Annotated in this window: 16 protein-coding genes; 10 read left to right on the forward strand and 6 right to left on the reverse strand. The window is 65.9% G+C overall.

What is annotated here, in order from left to right:
- The first annotated feature begins 42 nt into the window (after positions 1 to 42).
- The 7 genes from groES to rpmB all read left to right on the forward strand — a co-directional run bounded on the left by groES (position 43) and on the right by rpmB (position 6,310).
- The gene (gene groES / locus G4223_RS00915) at positions 43 to 330 is read left to right on the forward strand and encodes a co-chaperone GroES (RefSeq protein ID WP_163673821.1); all 288 of its coding nucleotides are present in this window, start codon (positions 43 to 45) and stop codon (positions 328 to 330) included.
- 37 nt (positions 331 to 367) lie between these two features.
- On the forward strand, positions 368 to 2,014 hold the full coding sequence (groL, locus tag G4223_RS00920; protein WP_163673823.1) for a chaperonin GroEL: 1,647 nt from the start codon (positions 368 to 370) through the stop codon (positions 2,012 to 2,014).
- A 151-nt stretch (positions 2,015 to 2,165) separates the two neighbouring features.
- Positions 2,166 to 3,776: an ATP-binding protein gene (locus tag G4223_RS00925; protein ID WP_163673825.1), complete on the forward strand. Its 1,611-nt coding sequence runs from the start codon at positions 2,166 to 2,168 to the stop codon at positions 3,774 to 3,776.
- 52 nt (positions 3,777 to 3,828) lie between these two features.
- Complete coding sequence (locus G4223_RS00930) at positions 3,829 to 4,155, forward strand: hypothetical protein (protein WP_163673828.1); 327 nt, start codon at positions 3,829 to 3,831, stop codon at positions 4,153 to 4,155.
- A 14-nt stretch (positions 4,156 to 4,169) separates the two neighbouring features.
- Positions 4,170 to 5,168 carry a methylmalonyl Co-A mutase-associated GTPase MeaB gene (gene meaB / locus G4223_RS00935; RefSeq protein WP_163673830.1) on the forward strand — a complete coding sequence of 333 codons (999 nt, stop codon included), beginning with the start codon at positions 4,170 to 4,172 and terminating at the stop codon, positions 5,166 to 5,168.
- Between the two features lie 99 nt (positions 5,169 to 5,267).
- Positions 5,268 to 5,834, forward strand: coding sequence for a protein phosphatase CheZ (locus tag G4223_RS00940; RefSeq protein WP_163673832.1), 567 nt, complete (start codon positions 5,268 to 5,270; stop codon positions 5,832 to 5,834).
- A 173-nt stretch (positions 5,835 to 6,007) separates the two neighbouring features.
- Positions 6,008 to 6,310, forward strand: coding sequence for a 50S ribosomal protein L28 (gene rpmB / locus G4223_RS00945; RefSeq protein WP_163673834.1), 303 nt, complete (start codon positions 6,008 to 6,010; stop codon positions 6,308 to 6,310).
- A 298-nt stretch (positions 6,311 to 6,608) separates the two neighbouring features.
- On the opposite strand, the gene G4223_RS00950 is transcribed toward rpmB, so the two are convergent.
- Both G4223_RS00950 and G4223_RS00955 read right to left on the reverse strand, forming a co-directional pair.
- Complete coding sequence (locus tag G4223_RS00950) at positions 6,609 to 7,778, reverse strand: aspartate aminotransferase family protein (RefSeq protein WP_163673836.1); 1,170 nt, start codon at positions 7,776 to 7,778, stop codon at positions 6,609 to 6,611.
- Positions 7,775 to 9,010: a benzoate/H(+) symporter BenE family transporter gene (locus G4223_RS00955; protein ID WP_163673838.1), complete on the reverse strand. Its 1,236-nt coding sequence runs from the start codon at positions 9,008 to 9,010 to the stop codon at positions 7,775 to 7,777. Before G4223_RS00955 ends, G4223_RS00950 begins: the two co-directional genes overlap by 4 nt.
- A gap of 107 nt (positions 9,011 to 9,117) precedes the next feature.
- Between G4223_RS00955 and pdxR the strand changes: the two genes are divergently transcribed.
- From pdxR to G4223_RS00970, 3 genes are all read left to right on the forward strand, one after another.
- Positions 9,118 to 10,596 carry a MocR-like pyridoxine biosynthesis transcription factor PdxR gene (gene pdxR / locus G4223_RS00960; protein ID WP_163673840.1) on the forward strand — a complete coding sequence of 493 codons (1,479 nt, stop codon included), beginning with the start codon at positions 9,118 to 9,120 and terminating at the stop codon, positions 10,594 to 10,596.
- A 100-nt stretch (positions 10,597 to 10,696) separates the two neighbouring features.
- Entirely contained in the window at positions 10,697 to 11,959 is a 1,263-nt protein-coding gene (gene glyA / locus G4223_RS00965) for a serine hydroxymethyltransferase (protein ID WP_163673841.1), read from the forward strand.
- Between the two features lie 13 nt (positions 11,960 to 11,972).
- Complete coding sequence (locus G4223_RS00970; protein WP_163673844.1) at positions 11,973 to 12,752, forward strand: YggS family pyridoxal phosphate-dependent enzyme; 780 nt, start codon at positions 11,973 to 11,975, stop codon at positions 12,750 to 12,752.
- Positions 12,753 to 12,803: 51 nt separating this feature from the next.
- Here the strand turns inward: G4223_RS00970 and G4223_RS00975 are convergent, their stop codons facing one another.
- From G4223_RS00975 to G4223_RS20325, 4 genes are all read right to left on the reverse strand, one after another.
- Positions 12,804 to 14,741 (reverse strand): methyl-accepting chemotaxis protein, encoded by a 1,938-nt coding sequence (locus G4223_RS00975; protein WP_163673846.1) that lies wholly within the window; start codon positions 14,739 to 14,741, stop codon positions 12,804 to 12,806.
- A 141-nt stretch (positions 14,742 to 14,882) separates the two neighbouring features.
- On the reverse strand, positions 14,883 to 15,425 hold the full coding sequence (locus G4223_RS00980; RefSeq protein ID WP_163673848.1) for a YbhB/YbcL family Raf kinase inhibitor-like protein: 543 nt from the start codon (positions 15,423 to 15,425) through the stop codon (positions 14,883 to 14,885).
- A gap of 213 nt (positions 15,426 to 15,638) precedes the next feature.
- Entirely contained in the window at positions 15,639 to 17,327 is a 1,689-nt protein-coding gene (locus tag G4223_RS00985; protein ID WP_163673850.1) for a methyl-accepting chemotaxis protein, read from the reverse strand.
- A 460-nt stretch (positions 17,328 to 17,787) separates the two neighbouring features.
- Positions 17,788 to 18,609, reverse strand: a complete 822-nt coding sequence (locus G4223_RS20325) for a helix-turn-helix domain-containing protein (protein ID WP_163673851.1) — start codon at positions 18,607 to 18,609, stop codon at positions 17,788 to 17,790.
- Positions 18,610 to 18,611 lie beyond the last annotated feature (2 nt).

The raw sequence follows: 18,611 nt of genomic DNA on the forward strand, positions 1-18,611 counted from the left end.
GTTCTATTCGGATCCATCCAGACCCGTTTAACGGAGGTTTTTATGAAGTTCCGCCCGCTCCATGATCGCGTGCTGGTGAAGCGCATCGACGCGGAAGAGAAGACCGCTGGTGGCATCATCATCCCGGACACCGCCAAGGAAAAGCCGATGCAGGGCGAAGTCATCGCCGTCGGTTCCGGCGTGCGCGGCGAGGACGGCAAGATCGTCGCCCTCGACGTCAAGGCCGGCGACCGCATCCTGTTCGGCAAGTGGTCCGGCACCGAGGTCAAGATCGACGGCGCTGAGCTGTTGATCATGAAGGAATCCGACATCCTCGGCATCCTCGCCTAAAGACCCGCCCCCAATTTCCTGACAGAGGTTTACGAACATGGCTGCTAAGGAAGTCAAGTTTTCCACCGATGCGCGCACCAAGATGCTGCGCGGCGTCGATATCCTGGCCGACGCGGTCAAGGTGACCCTGGGCCCGAAGGGCCGCAACGTGGTGATCGAAAAGTCTTTCGGCGCGCCGCGCATCACCAAGGACGGCGTCTCGGTCGCCAAGGAAATCGAGCTGGCCGACAAGTTCGAGAACATGGGCGCCCAGATGGTGCGCGAAGTGGCCTCGAAGACCGCCGATCTGGCCGGTGACGGCACCACCACCGCCACCGTGCTGGCCCAGGCCATCGTCCGCGAGGGCGTCAAGGCCGTCGCCGCCGGCCTCAACCCCATGGACCTCAAGCGCGGCATCGACCTGGCTGTCGGCGCCATCATCGCCGATGTCAAGGGCCGGTCGCGCAAGGTCTCGACCAACGAAGAGATCGCCCAGGTTGGCACCATCTCGGCCAACGGCGAGCGCGAGATCGGCGACATGATCGCCAAGGCCATGGAAAAGGTCGGCAACGAGGGTGTGATCACCGTCGAAGAAGCCAAGGGCATGGACACCGAGCTGGACGTGGTCGAGGGCATGCAGTTCGATCGCGGCTATTCCTCGCCGTATTTCGTGACCAATGCCGAGAAGATGACCGTCGAGCTGGATGCTCCCTACATCCTGCTGTTCGAGAAGAAGTTGTCGGGCCTTCAGCCGCTGTTGCCGGTGCTCGAATCGGTGGTGCAGTCGGGCCGTCCGCTGCTGATCATCGCCGAGGACGTGGAAGGCGAGGCCCTGGCCACCCTGGTGGTCAACAAGCTGCGTGGCGGCCTGAAGGTCGCCGCCGTCAAGGCTCCGGGCTTCGGCGATCGCCGCAAGGCCATGCTGGAAGACATCGCCATCCTGACCGGTGGTCAGGTCATCAGCGAAGACCTCGGCATCAAGCTGGAAAGCGTTACCCTGGACATGCTGGGCACCGCCAAGCGCGTGACCATCACCAAGGAAGACACCACCATCGTCGATGGTGCCGGCTCGAAGAACGACATCGAGGCCCGTTGCAAGCAGATCCGCGCCCAGGCCGAGGAAACCTCGTCCGACTACGACCGCGAGAAGCTTCAGGAGCGGCTGGCCAAGCTGGCCGGCGGCGTCGCCGTCATCAAGGTCGGCGGAGCCTCGGAAGTCGAGGTGAAGGAGCGCAAGGACCGCGTTGACGACGCCCTGCACGCCACCCGCGCGGCGGTCGAGGAAGGCATCGTCCCCGGCGGCGGCACCGCGCTGCTCTATGCCGTCAAGGCGCTGGAAGGCCTGAAGCCGGTCAACAACGACCAGAAGGTCGGCATCGAGATCATCCGCCGCGCCCTGCAAGCGCCGGTGCGTCAGATCGCCGAGAACGCCGGCTTCGACGGTGCCGTGGTCGCCGGCAAGCTGCTGGAATCCTCGGATGCCAATTTCGGCTTCGATGCCCAGACCGGCGAATACACCGACCTGATCAAGGCCGGCATCATCGACCCGACCAAGGTGGTCCGCTACGCCCTGCAGGACGCCGCTTCGGTCGCCGGCCTGCTGATCACCACCGAGGCCATGATCGCCGAGAAGCCCAAGAAGGACGCCGCTCCGGCCATGCCGGACATGGGTGGCATGGGCGGCATGGGCGGCATGGACTTCTAAAGTCCCGCCGTTCAGCCCTTCCGCTGATCAAGCGAACCCCCTCCCGCAAGGGAGGGGGTTTTGCTTTTCAGACCATCGTCTCCCTAGGCAAAGGCATGACGTTTGGATACCCTGATCCCTGGGAGAAAATAAACCCGAAGGGGTGGGACCCGTGGGCAGGATACCCGGCTGGGCCGGCGCGCTGGTCACCGCCTTGGCGGTGCTGGCGTCGACCGTTCTGTTCGACCATCTGGAAACCGAACGGTTCCTGTCTGAACTGCGCGTCCAGGTCCTGGACCGGGTCAGCACCAAACGCGCCACCCTAGAAGCCAGCCTGAACGCCCGCCTGCATCTGGTGCGCGGACTGGCGGCCTTCACCCAGACCGGCGACGAGATCAGCGAAAGCCGCTTCACCAACTTCGCCCGCAATCTGGTGACGGGCCGGACCGACGTGCGCGGTCTGGTGCTGGCGCCCGGTTGCGTGATCCGCTACGTCTATCCACGGGAAAGCAACGCCTCGGCCATCGGCACCGACCTGATGTCCATCCCACGTTTCGCCCCGATCATCCGCCAGACCATCGAAAGCAACAAGATGACCGTGGCCGGCCCGGCCGAACTGGTCCAGGGCGGTTCGGGTCTGTTGGGACGCATTCCCGTCTTCCACGACGAAAACGGTGTGCGCACCTTGTGGGGGCTGGCGATCATCGTGCTCGACGTTCCCTCGCTGTTGGCCGAGGCCGGACTGACCGACGATTCCCTGGTGGAATACGCCATCCGCGGCCGCGACGGATTGGGCGCGATGGGCGAGGAATTCTTCGGCCCCGCCAAACTGTTCGCCTCGCAACCGGTGCTGATGGACGTGACCTTGCCCAACGGCTCGTGGCAGATCGCCGCCGTGCCGGTGGGCGGCTGGCCCACCGCCTCGCCCCGGCGGCCGACGCTGTTCGCCATCGGCTGCGCCCTGGCTCTGTTGTCGGCGCTGGCGGTGCACGGCCTGCTGAGCCAGGCGGCGAGGCTCAGGCGGGCCATCGCCGACAGCCGGGCCGGCGAGGCCCGTCTGCGCGGCGCGGTCGACGCCCTGGCGCAATCCAACGCCGAGTTGGAGCGTTTCGCCTATGTCGCCTCGCACGACCTCCAGGAACCCTTGCGCACCATCACCAGCTTCGCCCAATTGCTGGAACGGCGGTCAAGCGCCCGCCTGCAATCCGAGGACCTGGACTACCTGCGCTTCATCGTCAGCGGGGCGAAGCGCATGCATGCGCTGGTCAACGACCTTCTGGCCTATTCGCGGGTGACCAACAAGGGCTCGCCCTTCGTCCCGGTGGACACCGCCGCCCTGGTCGAGCGGGTGGTGCAGAACCTGCACGAAAGCATCGTCAGCGCCGGCGCCCAACTGAACATCGGCGCGTTGCCCGCCGTCCAGGGAGACGAGATGCAGTTGACGCAGTTGTTCCAGAACGTGATCGGCAACGCGGTCAAATTCCATCGCCCCGGCCAGCAGCCCCATGTCAGCATCCAGGCCACGGCCATGGCCGATGGCATGCGGTTTTCCATCAGCGATGATGGCATCGGCATCCCGGCCGAATACCGCGAACACATCTTCACCATCTTCAAACGTCTGCATCCCGGTGAGACCTATCCCGGCACCGGCATCGGCCTGGCGATCTGCAAACGCATCGTCGACCGCCACGGCGGACGCATCTGGGTCGAGGAAAGTCCCGAGGGCGGCTCCATCTTCTTCTTCACCCTGCCATCCACCATTTCTGACGAGCCGCTGGCTTAGGCGCGCGCGACCGGCTACCATCGGGACAGGACAATTCCCATGGACCGGATGGATGTTCGGGTTCCTCAAGACCATGTTCGACAAGGAGGCACAGGAGGCCATCGATCGGCGCGCCCGCCAGTTGGCGCCCAGCCGTGCCCCAAAGCCGGCAGCCGTGCCCGCACCGAACCGCGACGCGGCCATCGCCCGCATGCAATCCCAGGTCAAGGACTTCGTCACCCCGGAACGTCAGGCGCTGATCGCCAACGCCATGGCGGTTCACCGCGCCAAACAGAATATCCTGGCCGACCTTGACGACGAAAGCCGCGCCAAGCTGGTGGCCATGGCCATCACGACCCTGCTGCACCAGGACCCGCCCCCCGAAAAGACCAAGAAGTAACAGGAACCGCTCTCTTGTCCCTTGATCCCCTGCACCTTGCCGAAGGCGTCCTGGCCGGCCAACGCCGCGCCCTGGCCCGCGCCATCACCTTGATCGAATCCACCCGCCCCGACCACCGCGAAGCGGCCGAGGCCCTGTTGCACCGCCTGCTGCCGCATGCCGGCCGCAGCGTGCGCATCGGCATCACCGGCGTGCCCGGTGCCGGCAAGTCCACCTTCATCGAGGCTTTCGGCCTGCATGTGGTGGACAAGGGGCATCGTCTGGCGGTGCTGGCGGTGGACCCGTCCAGCCCCCGCACCGGCGGCTCGATTCTCGGCGACAAGACCCGCATGGAGGAATTGTCGCGCGACGAACGGGCCTTCATCCGTCCCAGCCCGTCGGGCTGCACGCTGGGCGGCGTGGCGCGGCGCACGCGCGAGGCCATGCTGGTGTGCGAAGCCGCCGGCTACGACGTCATCGTGGTGGAAACCGTCGGCGTCGGCCAAAGCGAGACGGCGGTGGCCGACATGGTGGACATGTTCCTGTTGCTGCTGGTCCCCGGCGGCGGCGACGAACTTCAGGGCATCAAAAAGGGCATCGTCGAACTGGCCGACGCCATCATCGTCAACAAGGCCGACGGCGATCTGGCCCAGGCGGCGGCGCGGGCCGCCCGCGACTACAAGAACGCCCTGCACCTGCTGACCCCGGCCAACGCCGCGTGGACGGTGCCGGTGCTGACCTGTTCGGCGCTGGAACATGCCGGCATCGAACAGGTGTGGCAAAGCGTCGGCACCTATCGCGACACCATGGGCAAAGTCGGCGCCTTCTCCGAACGCCGTTCCGCCCAGGCACGGGCCTGGATGTGGAACGAAGTCGCCGAAACCTTGATGCAGACCCTGAAGGACGACCCCAAGGTCGCCCAATTGCTGCCGGCCCTGGAACGCGACGTGGCGACGGGAAACACCGCCCCCGGCCGCGCCGCGCGACAGTTGGTGGCCACCTTCCGCCACCACCTTGAGTCGGCACTTGCGTAGGAAAATTTCCAACCCACCGTGTCCCCCGCTTTGCGGCGGTGCACGTGTGGGAGTATGGTAAGACCGCCCGTTTTGGCAAAGCACCAGGAAAGTCAGTCGATGAACAGCCAGCCTAACGCCCAAGACCTTTTGGTCCTGAAAAAGGAACTGGTCGGTCTGTTCGGCCATTTGCAGAAAATTCGCAAGGAGCTGGCTGCGCTGAACCCTCCTGGGGCTCCCGATCATTTCGGTTCCATGTCCGAACAACTTGACGCCATCGTCAGCGCCACCGAAGGCGCCACCAACACCATCATGGAAAGCGTCGAGGGGGTCGACACCCTGATGAACGAGGCGCGCTCCTATTGCCAGGGCGGCAAGCTGGGCGACATCTTCGACCAGGTGACGGAGCGGGTGAACACGGTGTTCGAGGCCTGTTCGTTCCAGGACATCACCGGCCAGCGCATCACCAAGGTGGTCAACTCGCTGAAGTTCGTCGAGGAACGGATCAACGCCATCATCTTCACCTGGGGTCGCGACGAGCTGACCAAGGTGGTGGTCGAGATCAAGGAAGACAAGGACCCCGACAAGAAGCTGCTGCACGGCCCCCAGCTTCCCGGCCAAGGCGTCAGCCAGGCCGAAGTCGACAAGATGCTGGCCCAGACCGACATCGACAAGCTTTTCGGGTAGGCTTCCTCATACGCCGTGCCAAGGCATGATTCCAAGCGCTTGGCAAAGAATCGGAATCCGCTTGACTGGGGGCCTTCGCCCCCGTAAAAACGCGGCTTCCCCGGTTCAAAGCCGGGAGCGGATTACCTTGCGCGGGGCATGACCCCACGCCGAAAAACAAGAGGATGTCGACCATGGCCCGTCGTTGCTCCATCACCGGCAAGGGCGTTCTGACCGGTAACAACGTCAGCCACGCCAACAACAAGTCCCGTCGCCGGTTCCTGCCCAACCTCCAGGAGACCTCGGTTCTGTCCGACGCCCTGGGTCAGATGGTTCGCATCAAGGTCTCGACCCGCGGCCTCAAGACCATCGAGCACAATGGCGGCCTGGACGCTTTCCTGCTGACCACCAACGATTCCGTGCTGCCGACCGAGTCCCGCCGCCTGAAGAAGCGCGTGCAGGCCGCTCTGTCCAAGAAGCAGGCCGCTTCCGCCTAAAAAAGCGGTCGCCGCGCTTCCGGCACAAGCCGATCGCAAGGCCCTGGGGGAAACCCCAGGGTCTTTTGGCGTTCGCCCCTTCTCTCGCACAGCACCTTGGCAAACAAAAAAGTTCTTCGCCGATTTGCGGGGAGCGGCCCATCAACAGGGCGCTACCCCGGCCAAGCGTAGCGCGAGCCGGGGGCCATGGTGCCGTTTCCCACCGTGGTTTTCGGCTCTCCGCTCCGCTTCGCCCGGAATGACGCCCTTGGGCAAGGAACGGCGTTCCCCGAAATCCGGTGGATAACCTTTTTCCCTCCTACAAAGCCGCCAATGTCCGGTCCAGACATTCGGCGAACAGCCTGATCTCGGCGTCGCTCACCACCAGCGGCGGCAGCATTCGGGTCACATTGTCCCCGGCGGCGATGGTCAGGACCTTGGCCTCGCGCCGCAGCGCCTCGACCAGAACCACGGACGGACAGGTGGTCTTGATGCCCAGCATCAGCCCGCATCCCCGCACCTGGACGACGACATGCGGATGACGCGCCGCCACATCCTCGATCAGTTCCCGCGCCAAATCGCCCTTGCGCCGGACGTCCGCCAAGAAACTGCGGTCGCAAACCACGTCGAGCACCGCGTTCGCCACGGCAACGGCAAGGGGATTGCCGCCGAAGGTGGAACCGTGCGCCCCCGGCGCCATGCCGTGCGCCGCGTCGCGGGTGGAAAGACAGGCCCCGATGGGGAAACCGCCGCCCAGCCCCTTGGCCAGACTCATGACGTCCGGTGCGATTGCCGCCGCCTGATGGGCGAAAAGCTGCCCCGTGCGCCCGATTCCGCACTGGATCTCATCGAAAATCAAAAGCAGACCCTGTTCGTCGCACAATGCCCGCAGATCGCGCAGGAACCCGTGGCTGACCGGCCGGATGCCGCCTTCCCCCTGGATCGGCTCGATCATGATCGCCGCGGTTTCCGGCCCGATGGCGGCCCGCACGGCCGCCATGTCCTCGAGCGGGCATTGGTCGAAACCGTCCACCGCCGGACCGAACCCCGCCAGATACTTAGGGTTCCCTCCCGCCGCCATGGTCGCCAGCGTCCGGCCATGGAAGGCGCCGGCGAAGGTCAGGACACGCCAGCGCTCAGGCCGGCCGGCGGCGGCGTGGTGCCGCCGGGCGATCTTGATGGCGCATTCATTGGCCTCGGCCCCGGAATTGGCGAAAAAGGCGAGGTCGGCGAAACAGACGGCCGCCAACCGCTCGGCCAGCCGCTCGCCCTCGGGAATGCGGTAGACGTTGGACAGGTGCCACAGCTTGCGCCCCTGCCGCTCCAGCGCCGCGACCAAGTGGGGATGGGAATAACCCAAGGCGTTGACGGCGATGCCGGCGCCGAAATCCAGATAGCGCTCGCCCTCGGTGGTGGTCAGCCATGCGCCCTCGCCGTGGTCGAACACCATGGCGGCCCGCTGAAACACGGGAAGCAACGCATCGGTCATTGCGCTGCCTCCTCTTTCGCGGACAGCGTTTCCACGAAACGACGGGACGGCAAGCGGCCATGCAGCACCGCATAGGCCCCCAGGCCGATCACCAATCCCCAGAACGCCCCGCCGATACCAAACAGGCTGATCTTGGCCGAGGCGGCGAGGAAGGTGATCAGCGCCGCCTCGCGCGATTTCACGTCGGCCATGGCGTTGGCCAGACTGCCGCCGATGGCTCCCAGCAGTGCCAGCCCGGCCAGCGTGGTGATGAACGTCGCCGGAAAAGCCATGAACACCGCCGCCAGCGTCACCCCGAACACCCCGACCAGCACGTAGGAAACTCCGGCGGCGATGCCCGCGACCCACCGCTTGGCGGGGTCCGCATGGGCTTCCGGCCCGGTGCAGATGGCCGCCGTGATGGCCGCGACGTTGAAGGCATGGGAACCGAACGGCGCCATCAGCAACGATCCCAGTCCGGTCACCGCCACGATGGGATTGGCGCTCGTCTTGAACCCGTCATTGCGCAGCACCAGCATGCCCGGCATGTACTGGCCGGTCAGCGTGATCAGAAACAGCGGCAGCGCGACGCTGAGCAATCCGTTCAACGAGAATTCCGGCATGGTGAAGACCGGTGCCGCCAGCTCAAGACGCAGCCCGGAAAGGTCGAGCCGCCCCTGCCCCAACAGAACGGCCAACCCCAGCACCAGGATGCCGACAACCGCATAGCGGGCGGTCACCCGCTTGAGCGCGACATAGGCGACGATCAGAAAACCGACCAGCAGCGGATCGACCGTCGCGCCGCCAAAGGCGCCAACGCCGAATTGCAGAAGGATGCCGGCCAGCAGGCCGGACGCCACCCCGGATGGAATCAGCCGGATGACCCGCTCGAAACATCCCGACAGGCCAAGGACGACGAAGGCGGCGGCCGAGAGCAGATAGGCGCCGACCGCCTCGGCGTAGGAGGTGGTGGACAACGCGGTGACCAGGAAGGCGGCGGCCGGCGTGGACCATGCGGTAATGACCGGTTCACGCTGGCGCCAGCTTAGATAAATTCCGGTCAACCCGACACCGATCGAGACCGACCATACCCAGGAAGCGGTCTGTTCCGGGCCCAGGCCGGCGACCTTGGCCGCCTGGAAAACCAGGATGAAGGTTCCGCCGTAATTGACGATGACGGAAAGCACCCCCGCGACAATGGGGTGCAGCAGATCACCGAACCGCGAAGCCGATGATGGAAGAACAGGCAACATGGTGAAGGTCCTTGCTGGTCTGCGGCATCCGGCCGCCGGAAGGCTTGACTCCTAACCTGGAAATGGCCTGAAATTTCCTGCCACTTATGCAAATTGGACCAGACCAATTGTTCAAGCATTCCCAACTGGAATCCGTGAAGGCTTGGCTGGTCGATCCGACCCAGGCCAGCCTGCCGCGACATGCCCGCATCCAGCGTGCGGTCCGACAACTGATCCTGGACGGCGCGCTTGGTCCGGGCAGGCCGCTGCCGGCCTCGCGCACGCTCGCCCGGTCGCTTGGCGTTTCGCGCGACACCGTCGAGACCGCATACGCCCAACTCCACGCCGAAGGCTTCATCGAACGGCGGGTGGGCAGCGGCAGCTATGTGGCGGAGATGAACGAGTTCTTTTCCGGCCCCCGGCTGTCCCGCCGCGACGCGCTGTCGCGCAACCAGACCCCGAACCTGAGTGCACGGGGAGAGGCCATGTTCCATGGCGGTGGCGTGCGTGAACACCTTTCCCCCCGTCCCTTCGCCCCCGGCGTGCCGGAAACCCGCAGCTTTCCGATCCAATTATGGGAACGCCTGGAGCGTCAGGTCCTCAAGGAAAGCGGCACCCGCGCCCTGGTGCACGGCGACCCGCAAGGGGCGGAACCCCTGCGCCGCGCCATCGCCGATTACGTGAATCTGGAACGGGGCGGACGCGCCACCGCCGACCGCGTGGTCGTGCTGACCAGTTCGCAACAGGCGCTGACGCTGTGTGCCAACCTTCTGCTTGATCCCGGTGACCGCATCCTGATCGAGGACCCGGCCTATTACGGTGCCCGCAAGGCCTTCGACGCCGCCGGGCTGGATTGCGTGCCGGTCCGCGTCGACGGCCAGGGCATGATGGTCGAACGGCTGCGTGACGACCCGCGTCCCGCCAAGGCGGTGTTCCTGACCCCGTCCCACCAGTTCCCGACCGGCGCCACACTGACGCTCGACCGCCGGCTGTGTCTCATCGATTGGGCCGCCAAGCACCAGGCCTGGATCATCGAGGACGATTACGACAGCGAGTTCCATTACGCCGGCAAGCCGACGGCCTGCGTCCAGGGTCTCGACCCCCACGACCGCACCCTCTATATCGGCACGTTCACCAAATCGCTGTTTCCCAGCCTGCGCATCGGCTACGTGGTCCTGCCGCCGTCGCTGGTCACGCCGATGACCGTGGCCCGCACCCTGTTGGATGGCCACACGGCCTCGATCCCCCAGTTGACGCTGGCCCGTTTCATGGACGGCGGGCATTTCGGGGCCCATGTCCGGGCCATGCGCGCCGTCTACGCCCAGCGCCTCGACATCCTGGCGGGGTTGGTGCGCACCCACCTGTCGACCTTCGTCGAGCCGCGGGTGCCCATCGGCGGGCTGCAACTTTCCTGCGTGCTGAAAGACGGGCTGAGCGAGCGCGCCACCATCGACGCCGCCCGGCGGGTCGGCGTCGAATTGCTGGGGCTGTCGGGACTTCATGCTTCCGACGGGGGACAACCCGGCTTCCTGATGGGATTCGCCGCCTACGATCCGGCCGAGCTGGAAACCGCCGTGCGGAAACTGGCGGGTGCCCTGCGCGCCTGATTGGTCTGCCCTATATCGGGAAAGTGGATGGGGAATGCAGACCACTCCCATGCTAAGTGCTGGCGTAGCAACCGCTGGCGCCACATGCAGGAGTTCGGCCATGAACACCCACCCCCAAACAATCCCTTCCTCCACCGACCCGGAAGTCTTCACCGCGATCACCGCCGAAAAGCTGCGTCAGCGTCATTCCATCGAACTGATCGCGTCCGAGAACTTCGTCAGCCGGACCGTGCTGGAAGCACAAGGGTCGGTGTTGACCAACAAATATGCCGAAGGCTATCCACACCGGCGTTATTACGGCGGCTGTACCCATGTGGACGTGGTCGAGGACCTGGCGATCGACCGCGTCAAACAATTGTACGGCTGCGCTCACGCCAACGTTCAACCCCATTCCGGCAGTCAGGCCAACCAGTCGGTGCTGCTGGCCCTGCTGTCGCCGGGCGACACCATCCTGGGCCTCGACCTCAAGGCGGGCGGGCATCTTACCCACGGTGCCACCGTCAATCTGTCCGGCCGATGGTTCAGGGCGGTCGGCTATGGCGTCGATCCTGAAACCCATCGCATCGACATGAACGAGGTCGAGCGGCTGGCCCGCGCCCATCGTCCCCGGTTGCTGATCGCCGGCGGTTCGGCCTATCCGCGCGTCCTGGATTTTCAACGCTTCCGCGCCATCGCCGACGCGGTGGGCGCCATCTTGTTGGTGGACATGGCGCATTTCGCCGGTCTGGTGGCGGGCGGCGCCTATCCGTCGCCATTTCCGTTCGCCCATGTGGTGACCTCGACCACCCACAAGACCCTGCGCGGACCGCGTGGCGGCTTCGTGCTGACCAACGACCCGGACATCGCCAAGAAAATCAATTCCGCCATTTTCCCCGGCCTTCAGGGCGGGCCGCTGATGCATGTGGTCGCCGCCAAGGCGGTGGCTTTCGGCGAGGCGCTGCGGCCGGAATTCCAGACCTATGCCCGCGACGTGGTCGAGAATTGCCGCACCCTGGCAGAGGCCTTGACGGATGGCGGACTGACGATCACCACCGGCGGCACCGACTGCCACCTTGCGGTGGTCGATCTGCGACCCTTGGGAGTGACCGGAGCCGTCGCGGAACAGGCATTGGAATCGGTCGGGATCACGCTGAACAAGAACGCCATCCCCAACGACCCGGAAAAGCCGATGGTCACCTCCGGCATCCGGGTCGGCAGCGCCGCCGGCACCTCGCGCGGGTTCGGCCCCGACGAATACCGCCAGATCGCCGCCATGATCCTGGACACGTTGCGTGCCGTCAGGGGCGGCAGCCTGGGTGAGGAGCGGTCGCAGATCAGCCGCCGCGTGCGCCATCTGGCCGACCGCTTTCCCCTGCCATATTAACGGGACGGCGACCATGGACACGTCGTTGCAGCCCGAGGACGTCGCGCGCTTCGGCGCCGACCCGGCGGCGGTCTTCGCCGCCAACCTGGCCCAGGTTCATACCCGCATCGCCGCCGCCTGCCATCGTGCGGGCCGTCCCGTCGGCGACGTGCGCCTGCTGCCGGTCACCAAGACGGTCCCGGCCCGCATTCTGCGCCGGGCCTTCGCCGCCGGCATCACCGATTTCGGCGAGAACAAGCTTCAAGAGGCCCGCGACAAACAGGACACGTTGGGGGATTTGCCCATCCACTGGGCCATTATCGGCCATCTTCAGCGCAACAAGGTGAAGTACCTTGTCCGCTTCGCCCAGGAATTCCACGCTCTCGACAGCCTGCCACTGGCCGAGGAACTCAATCGCCGCCTGGACGCCGCGGGGCGCGACCTGGACGTCTTCGTCCAGGTCAACACGTCGGGCGAGGCCAGCAAGTTCGGCCTGCATCCCGACGACCTGCTGCCCTTCGTGACACGGTTGCCCGATTTCCCCCGGCTTAAGCCGCGCGGCTTGATGACGTTGGCGGTGTTCAGCGCCGACACCGACCGGGTACGGAACTGTTTCCGGCTGTTGCGAAACTTGCGGGATCGTGCCCTGGACATCGATTCCGGGCTTGCGGAATTGTCCATGGGCATGTCCGGCGACTTCGAAACCGCGATCGAGGAAGGCGCCACCGTCGTTCGGGTCGGCCAAGCCATTTTTGGGGCACGCCCGACCAGCGATGCCCTTTATTGGCCCGGCTTCGCCCCCGACAACCGATAGTGCCGCAGGATTGTGACCGACACGTTCACAATCCTGCGGTCTTTCATTTGCTTAGCCCCGCACCTCGGCGACGAAGCGGACAACTTCACCTTCCAGGTTGGCGGCCTGTTGCTTGAGACGGCCGGCGGCCGCGAGCACACCGTCGGCATGGTTCCCGGTCTGGCGGACACCGTCGCGCAAATCGCCGATGGCGGCGGTGACCTCGCCGGTGGTGGCGGCGGCCCGATCCACGTTGCGCGCGATCTCGGCGGTGGCGGCACGCTGCTGTTCCACCGCGGCGGCGATGGTCGCGGCGATTTCGTTGACGCGGGTGATGGTTCCCGAGATGCCGGAAATCGCTCCCACCGCCTGGTCGGTCGCCCCCTGGATCTGGTCGATCTGACCCGCGATTTCCTCGGTGGCGCGGGCGGTCTGGGTGGCCAGCGCCTTGACCTCGTTGGCCACCACGGCAAAGCCTTTTCCGGCCTCGCCGGCGCGGGCCGCCTCGATGGTGGCGTTCAAGGCCAACAGGTTGGTTTGCGACGCGATGTCGGTGATCATGGTCACCACCTCGCCGATCCGCGCCACCGCCTGAGCCAAGCCGCCGATCATCCGGCTGGCCGCTTCGCTTTCGCCGACCGCGTCGGCGGAAATGGTGTTGGCCTGGCTGGCCTCGCGACCGATCTCGGCGATGCTGGCCGCCAGTTCCTCGGCTGCCGCCGCCACCGTGGCGACGTTGCCCGACGCCTCCGCCGACGATCCCGCCACCGCCTCGCCGGCACCGGCGGCACTGTCGGCCAGAACCCGCATCTCGCTGGCGGCGTCGTGCATGTTGGCCGCGGCCTGCGATACCTCTCCGACCACGGCGGCGACGCTGGCCTGGAAAGCGTCGGCCATGCGGACCATGGCGGCACGGCGCTCGGCCGCCGATTTCTGCTCGGCTTCTTCCTGCTGTTGGCGCAGACGCTCCACGGCCTGGGCGTTGTCCTTGAACACCGACAGGGCGCGGGCCATGGCGCCGACTTCGTCGCCCCGGTCGTCCCCGGTCACCGTCACCTCAAGCCGGCCGGCGGCCAATTGTCCCATGGTGGCGGTCAACTCGCGGATGGGCCGGCTGATGGCGCGGGCCGACAGCCACGCCAACACGCAGCCGACGGCCACCGCCAGCAGCGACAGGATCAACACCTGAGTACGGGCCGAATGCTCGGCGGCCTCGACCCGGTTGCGGGTTTCCTGCTGGCGAGCCTCGGCCTTGGCCTTGAGGTCGCTGGCCAAGGCGCTCATGCGTTCACCGAACCCTTTCAGCAGGCCACCTTGTTCATCCAGTTCCACGTTGCGCTGGACCAACGCCTCGTACGAACGGCCGTAATCGGCCACCGCCTCGGCCAGTTCGTTCAATCCCGCCGCCTTGGTCAAGGTGGAAGCGCGGGCGATCAGCATGCGAGCACGCTCCACCTCGGCCCCGGAACTGGCCTCAAGGGTGCGGCGGACATAGAGCCGGGCCTCCAGCATGGCGGCGTGAGCCTTGATCAACTGCCCGTTACCGGTCTGATCGGCCTCGCGTTCGATAGCGGGAGCGGCGATGTCGCCATAGCGGCGAATATCGAGATGGGCCGCCTTGCGGCGGTCCAGGATATCCGTCACGACCTTGACTTCGTCCTGATACTTGGCGAATTCGTCACGCAGCGACGCGACGATGGCGGCCTGTTCCTCGCTCGACGACGGCAGCGACGTCAGACGGCGCCCCATCGCCGCCAACGCCGCCTGCATGGCCGCCACGTTCTTGTCGGTATAGGACGCCATCACGTCGCGCACCACCTGACGGGTGGCCAGGGTGTCGTAATCAGCGGATTGCGCCGCGCTCATGACTTCGATTTCGGCGGTCAACGCGACGGTGCCGTCGGCCAGCACCTGGAACGTCCGCATGGCAAGTGCCGCCAGGACACCCATCACCACGATCATCACGGCGAACGCCGCCGCCAATCGTCTTGCTATGGTCCAGTTGCGCATCTTGCCCCTCATTCCAAGTTTCGATTTGGAATAAACGGAAAGAAGCCTGTGCCTATCAAACCCCGAGTTCACATGGCTGTCATGTCGAAAATTATCCATTCGTTATTAACGCAGCATTTTCCCTTACGCCTTTAGCATATATTACCAACCATAGCGTGCCGTCAGTACGGCCCTGCCCAGCGAATGGCTGTGAAGCATGAACCCGACCATGGCGGCCGAGGCATCCGGCGGCAGTTCCAGCGTCTCGACGTCAAGCGCATGCACGGTGAAAACATAGCGATGCGGCGCGCCGGATGGCGGACAAGGGCCACCATAACCGGGGGCGCCGAAATCGGTTCGTCCCTGCCGCGCCCCCTGGGGCAGTCCCCGACGTGATGCGTCGGCCGGCAAGGCGGCAAGCGTGGCCGGCAAGTCGTACACCACCCAATGCCACCAGCCGCTGCCGGTGGGGGCGTCGGGGTCGTAGACGGTCAGGGCGAAGCTTTTGGTGCCGGCCGGCGCACCGTTCCAGGCCAGGGCCGGCGAGGAATTGCCGCCGGAACAGCCGAAACCGTTCAACACATGACGTTCCGCCATGGGCTGGCCCTCGGCGATATCCGGGCTGCTCAGGGAAAAGTCGCCAGCCTGGGCGGCAAAGGTGAAAACGGCTGTCAGGGCGGCGGCCAGGATCGGAAGACGGGGCATGGCGGGCTCCTTGCTGAAGACAAGCCCACCTTAGCCACAGCCGAAGCCTCCCGCGCGCCGCGTTCGCTTGGGCATGCGCCCGTTTCGCTCAACCGCCGCGCAGGGGCGGTTCCGACACCCCCGACGAACGGGCGACGCCGGCCGCCGCCCGCTGGAGTTTGCCTGGTCCAGCACTGACCTTCACTTTGAAGGTCATATTGGAATTGCCGAGAATCAGGCCGCTCGCACCACCCCCAGGAAATCATCGACGGCCGCGTTCAAGCGGCTGGAATTATCCGTCAGATCATTGGCTGCGCTGAGAACGTCTCCGGCGGTACGAGCCGTGCCCGCGGTGGCGTCGCCGACCACGGCGATGCTGGCGGTGACTTCCTGGGCACCATGGGCCACATGCTCGACGGTGCGGGCGATTTCGGCGGTGGCGGCGTCCTGTTCCTCGATGGCGGCGGCGATACCCTGGGTGATGCCGCTGATGTCGTGGATGGTGCGGCGGATGCCATCCAATGCCCCCCCCATGCCGGCGGCGGCACCCTGGATATGCCGGACCTTGCCGGAGATGTCGTTCGTGGCCCGCGCCGTCTGGGCAGCCAGCGACTTGACCTCGCCGGCGACCACGGCGAAGCCCTTGCCGGCCTCGCCGGCGCGGGCCGCTTCGATCGTGGCGTTCAAGGCCAACAGGTTGGTCTGGGCGGCGATGTCGGAGATCAGCCCGATCACCGCGCCGATTCCGGCGGCGGCATCGGCCAGTTCGGCGGCGGTGCCGGAGACCACGCTCATCTGCTCAACCGCCGCGCCGGCGATACGGGCCGCCTCGCTGACCTGGCGGGTGATCTCGCGTACCGACGAGGCCAATTGTTCGGCGGCGGCGGCCACGGTTTGGATTCCGGCATTGGTCTCGGCGGCAACGTTGGCCACGGTATCGGCATGGTTGCCGACCTCGCCCGCCTGGGCGGTCATGGTACTGGCGACTCCGCGCAATTGCTCGGTGGCGGCCCCCATCTGGCTGAGCACGCCGCCGACATTATGCTCGAAGACACGAACCATCTCGGCCAGAACCTGGGTCCGTTCTTCCTGGGCACGCAGCTTGGCCGCTTCCTGGTCGCGGCGCAGTTTCTCCAGGCCCAGGCCGTTCTCCTTGAACACCGCCATGGCTTCGGCCAAGGCGCCGATTTCATCGCGCCGCTGCCAGGACGGAATGTCCACGAACAGATTGCCACGCGCCAAATCCCCCATGGCATGGGTCATCAGGCGCAGCGGCCGGACGATAGAGCGGGCCAGCACCGCCGCCACCGCCAGGGCCAACAGCGTGGCCACCACCACCGTCGCCACCACCAATCTGGAAACCTGTTCGATCTCGGTTTGGGTGGCGGTGACGATGGATGCCGCTTCCTCGTCGTTGTGACGGCGAATGCGCTCGGCCGCCATGGCGGCGGCGTTACCCGCCCGCGCCAGAGCCTCGGTCAACTCACCCAACCGGACACGATCGTCCTCGCCGCTGGCGGCAGGCGGGGCCTCGTCCACGCCGTCGGCGAGCGCCAACATCTTGTCCAGAGCGGCATTATAAGCGGTCAACGCCGTCTTCAGTGCCGCCATGTCCGGCGTATCATGCTCATGCTGCTCAAGCTCGTTCAAATTGCGCGACAGCGCCGCCCGCACCTGGGCGACGGAAGCGCTGTTTCCGTCCTTACCGGCTGTTACCAATGCATTCACTTCATGACGCAGCACCAGCAGGTTCCGGTCCACGGTCTGGGCGTCGGCGGCAACGTCGGTACCGGCCATGGCACGGTCGATGCCGTCATGGGCGGCATCGGCCAAGTTCCACGACACCGCCGCCAAACCGGCGATCAACGACAACATCACGGCGAAACCGGCACGCAGACGGCCAGAGATCGACAAGGACAGCATGCGCGGACCTCCCCAGGGAAAGCTTCCTGAGAAGTATCGTGATGGTCACCGCCAATAACCGTGAATTTTGTGAGGATTCTGTCGTGTCTTCGCGCTTCGGCCTCATACCAAGTCTCGGTGAGCACGACACATCGGGACTTGGTCGGGCGCAAGGCGTCCGCGCCGCCAATGCGGCGGAAGCCAAGGGTTTTGGAAAAACCCGCCCGGCGCTTGAGGGCGGCGTTGATCGGTTCAGATCAACGCGCTTCGGCCTCAGTGGCCAAGAACATATCCTCGACATGAACCCGACCATGGCCGCCGAGGTATCCGGCGACAGTTCCAGCGTCTCGACGTCAAACGCATGCACGGTGAAAACATCGCGATGCGGCGCGCCGGCTGGCAAAGCTGAAGACAAGCTCACCTTAACCGCGATCACATCCCCCCCGCGCGCCGCGTTCGCTTGGGCATGCCCCCGTTTCGCTCAACCGCCGCGCGGGCCGCGCAGTTCGGACGGCGTCATGCCGAAACGATCACGGAAGCGGGCGGCGAACCGTGACGGCGAATCGTAGCCGCAGGCCGCCGCCACCTCGATGACCGGCATGCGGGTGGTCTGGAGCAGGTGCAGCCCGTGCCCCAGCCGCATCTCGGCGACGATCTGGCGGAAGCTGGTGTCTTCGGCAGCCAACCGGCGGCGCAGGGTCGGTTCGGACACCCCCAGCGAACGGGCGACGTCGGCCGCCGCCCACGGCAGATGCGGCCGAGCCGCCACCAGCGCCTGGACGGTGGCGACGATGTCGTCGTCGCGCCCCGACGACAAATGCACGCCCCGTTCGGCCAGCACCGCCAGAACCTCGGCGCAGCGGTGCAGGGCCATGCGCTCGGACACCGCCTCGTCTTCGAGCCCCAGGATCGCATGACGAATGGCGGCGGCCAAGGCGACGTCGCCGGGACGCGAATGCCACGGACGCTCGGGCGGTGCCCCATCGGCGGCCAAGGTCGGATAAAGCTGACGGAAGGCGGCGAAGGCGCGTGGCCCCGGTATCAGCACCAGGGCCGCGTAATGGCTGGTTCTCGGATCTGGACGGTTGCCGATGGTCGGACGCCCGCCGGCATGAAGGACAACCACATCGCCAGCCGTCAGCCGGGCGCGGGCTCCGTCGGCGGCCAACACTTCCTTGGCCCCCTCGCACACCAGCACCAGACAATGGTGCACCACCGGCACCTGGCGCAGATCCTGGCTGACCTCGGCCTCGTACAGCGCCGAGGCGCCGATCTCGCCGCGAAGGACGGGTGGCGCGGCCACGG

The organism is Magnetospirillum aberrantis SpK, assembly GCF_011022235.1.
In the GTDB taxonomy this organism is placed as follows: domain Bacteria; phylum Pseudomonadota; class Alphaproteobacteria; order Rhodospirillales; family Magnetospirillaceae; genus Magnetospirillum; species Magnetospirillum aberrantis.

Excerpts from the sequence above, each read along its gene's own strand:
- groES (WP_163673821.1), top strand. The coding sequence starts at position 43 with ATGAAGTTCCGCCCGCTCCATGATCGCGTGCTGGTGAAGCGCATCGAC.
- groL (WP_163673823.1), top strand. The coding sequence starts at position 368 with ATGGCTGCTAAGGAAGTCAAGTTTTCCACCGATGCGCGCACCAAGATG.
- G4223_RS00930 (WP_163673828.1), top strand. The coding sequence starts at position 3,829 with ATGTTCGGGTTCCTCAAGACCATGTTCGACAAGGAGGCACAGGAGGCC.
- G4223_RS00940 (WP_163673832.1), top strand. The coding sequence starts at position 5,268 with ATGAACAGCCAGCCTAACGCCCAAGACCTTTTGGTCCTGAAAAAGGAA.
- rpmB (WP_163673834.1), top strand. The coding sequence starts at position 6,008 with ATGGCCCGTCGTTGCTCCATCACCGGCAAGGGCGTTCTGACCGGTAAC.
- G4223_RS00950 (WP_163673836.1), bottom strand. The coding sequence starts at position 7,778 with ATGACCGATGCGTTGCTTCCCGTGTTTCAGCGGGCCGCCATGGTGTTC.
- G4223_RS00955 (WP_163673838.1), bottom strand. The coding sequence starts at position 9,010 with ATGTTGCCTGTTCTTCCATCATCGGCTTCGCGGTTCGGTGATCTGCTG.
- glyA (WP_163673841.1), top strand. The coding sequence starts at position 10,697 with ATGAACACCCACCCCCAAACAATCCCTTCCTCCACCGACCCGGAAGTC.
- G4223_RS00970 (WP_163673844.1), top strand. The coding sequence starts at position 11,973 with ATGGACACGTCGTTGCAGCCCGAGGACGTCGCGCGCTTCGGCGCCGAC.
- G4223_RS00975 (WP_163673846.1), bottom strand. The coding sequence starts at position 14,741 with ATGCGCAACTGGACCATAGCAAGACGATTGGCGGCGGCGTTCGCCGTG.
- G4223_RS00980 (WP_163673848.1), bottom strand. The coding sequence starts at position 15,425 with ATGCCCCGTCTTCCGATCCTGGCCGCCGCCCTGACAGCCGTTTTCACC.
- G4223_RS00985 (WP_163673850.1), bottom strand. The coding sequence starts at position 17,327 with ATGCTGTCCTTGTCGATCTCTGGCCGTCTGCGTGCCGGTTTCGCCGTG.